Annotated in this window: 2 protein-coding genes; one reads left to right on the forward strand and one right to left on the reverse strand. The window is 73.9% G+C overall.

Going from position 1 to position 2,353, the window contains the following annotated elements; genetic code table 11:
* On the reverse strand, positions 1–507 hold a 507-nt coding region (ssd, locus tag H5J29_RS29500), incomplete at its 3' end, for a septum site-determining protein Ssd (RefSeq protein WP_376768589.1).
* 484 nt (positions 508–991) lie between these two features.
* Here ssd and H5J29_RS29505 point away from each other — a divergent pair.
* Positions 992–1,888: an HAD family hydrolase gene (locus H5J29_RS29505; protein ID WP_312858468.1), complete on the forward strand. Its 897-nt coding sequence runs from the start codon at positions 992–994 to the stop codon at positions 1,886–1,888.
* Positions 1,889–2,353: the final 465 nt, after the last annotated feature.

Genomic DNA, 2,353 nt, shown 5'->3' on the forward strand with positions numbered 1-2,353 from the left:
GAGGACCAGGTCGAGCCCGCCGCCGAGCGGATCGCAGTCGACCAGCAGCGTTCGCTCCCCGGAACGGGCGGACACCACGGCGGTCGCCGCGGCCAGCACCGACGCCCCGGCGCCACCGCGCCCGCCGACCACGGCCAGCACCCGGCCCGCACGATCGGGCAGGGCACCCCGCTCGGCCGCCGCCGCCAGCCTGGACATCAGATGGCCCTCGGCCTCGGGCAGCTCGACGGCCTGCTCGGCGCCGAGCGCGACGGCACAGTGCAGCGCCTCCATGGACGCCTGACCGAAGCCGGCGAGGACGAGGTCGGTGCGGCGGGGCAGGCCCGCTCTCAGGCACCGGCGCGCGGACTCCTCGTCCAGGACCACGAACGGCGTCCGCGCCCAGTGCCGCCTCGCCTCCGCGGCATCCGGCGAGCGGTGCACCTCGCAGCCCGCCGCGGCCGTCAGCCGGAGCACGGCATCGAGCAGCTCGGGATCCTCGACCATCACCAGTGTGCGCTCGCCCATTCCCGTATCCCTCCGTCGTCGCCCTCGGACACGACCGAGAGTGCGGCCTCCGGAGCAGTCGGGAAGGAAGTTCCTCGGATGCTGTGGATGACTCGGGTTCCCTGTGGACAGAGCGCCCCCCGGCCCTGCGAGCTGCGGTTTCCGTCGGTGGAGTGGGCCACGATGGTGCGGGGGCGTCCGGGCGTCGGACCGGTGTGGTGGACGGTGGTCCCCGGGGATGGTGAGAGGGATGGCGCGGCCCTCTCGACCGGGAGGGCGGTCGTGCACGGACGGGCCTACCGCCGGGCGAACGCCTGACAGACGCCCATGGTGATGCGAGGCGGTTGCGGTTACAGTTGAGAGCGGCTCGACGCGTCTTTTGGCGTGTCCGAGCGGGTTCAGTCCGACCCCCCGGGGCTGAACCGCCCGACGGCCTCCGCCAATCCCCCCTGGCGGAGGCCGTCCCATGTCCGGGGTCGGTCGGGCGGTCTGGCAGGCTCCCGTCGTGCCCGCACCGACCGCCCCCGTAGACCGTCCGCTGGGCTCCGCGGAACGGCCCCGGGGCGCCGCCTTCTTCGACCTCGACAAGACGATCATCGCCGGGTCGAGTGCGTTGGCCTTCTCCCGGCCGTTCCGCCGCGAGGGCCTGATCACGCGCCGCGCGGTGCTGCGCAGCGGGTACGCCCAGCTGCTGCTCCTGCTCGCGGGTGCGGACGCGGACACCATGGACCTGCTGCGCAGGCGGATCACCGCGCTGGCGACCGGCTGGGAGGTGGCGCAGGTCCGGGCGATCGTCGCCGAGACGCTCCACGAGATCGTCCAGCCGATGATCTACGCGGAGGCGGCCGTGCTGATCGCCGAGCACCAGGCCCGCGGGGACGAGGTGGTCGTGCTCAGCGCCTCCGGGCTGGAGGTGGTGGAGCCGATCGCGGCCCTGATCGGGGCGGACCGCTGCGTCGCCACCCGGATGGAGGCCCGCAACGGCCGCTACACCGGGGAGATCGAGTTCTACTGCTACGGCGAGGAGAAGGCGGTCGTCGCGCGCCGGATCGCCGCCGAGCGCGGGTACGACCTGGCGGCATGCTCCGCGTACTCGGACTCGATCACGGATCTGCCGCTGCTGTCCGCCGTCGGGCGGCCCACGGCCGTCAACCCGGACAAGGCGCTGCGCCGCGAGGCGGAGCAGCGCGGGTGGCCGGTGCAGACCTTCGCAGCCCCCGTCACGCTGCGTTCCCGGCTGCCCCCGAGGACCCGCGTCGTGGCGGGCGCGGTCGTGCTGGCCGGGCTCGCCGCCGCAGGTGGAGCGGGCTGGTGGACGGCCCGCTCACAGCGCCGCCGCGGCCCGTCTACGCAGGTGACGGGCTTGCGCATCCGCCGTCCGGGTCGACTTTCGGGCCGCTGAGCCCCGGTGATCGCCACCCTCTGCTGCTGAACCGGTGCACTTCCTCGAACCCCTTGATGTGTCCCCCGTCACGGAGTACGAATAGACCTCACGGACCCAGGGAAGGCCAGGGCCGGTGCGGTGGAGAAGCACCCGACTCCCCCTTCCGAGGCTCCGTGCACGAGCGCCGGGCACTCCACGCACAGCACGCCGCGGGAGGCATGTCGTCGTGGGCCTGCGGACCGGGACGCCGGACGCCGAGGCCGGAGCACGACACGTAGTGCACGGTTGGAACCCGGAGTTTCGTGCGAGTCGGGCGGTGTCCCTCTGCAGGGGGCACCGCCCGTCCTCATGTCGCGCGGGCCTCGGCGATCGACATCCCCTCGCGGGCCCCGGTCTCCCAGGCCGCGCAGCAGTGCAGGATCCACTCCCGCAGCCCGTCCGCCGAGCCGGTCGCGAACGCCACCGAGGCCGCGCGGTACTCCG

Origin of the sequence: Pseudonocardia pini, from assembly GCF_013870575.1 — a bacterium.
Taxonomy (GTDB): Bacteria; Actinomycetota; Actinomycetes; order Mycobacteriales; family Pseudonocardiaceae; genus Pseudonocardia; species Pseudonocardia pini.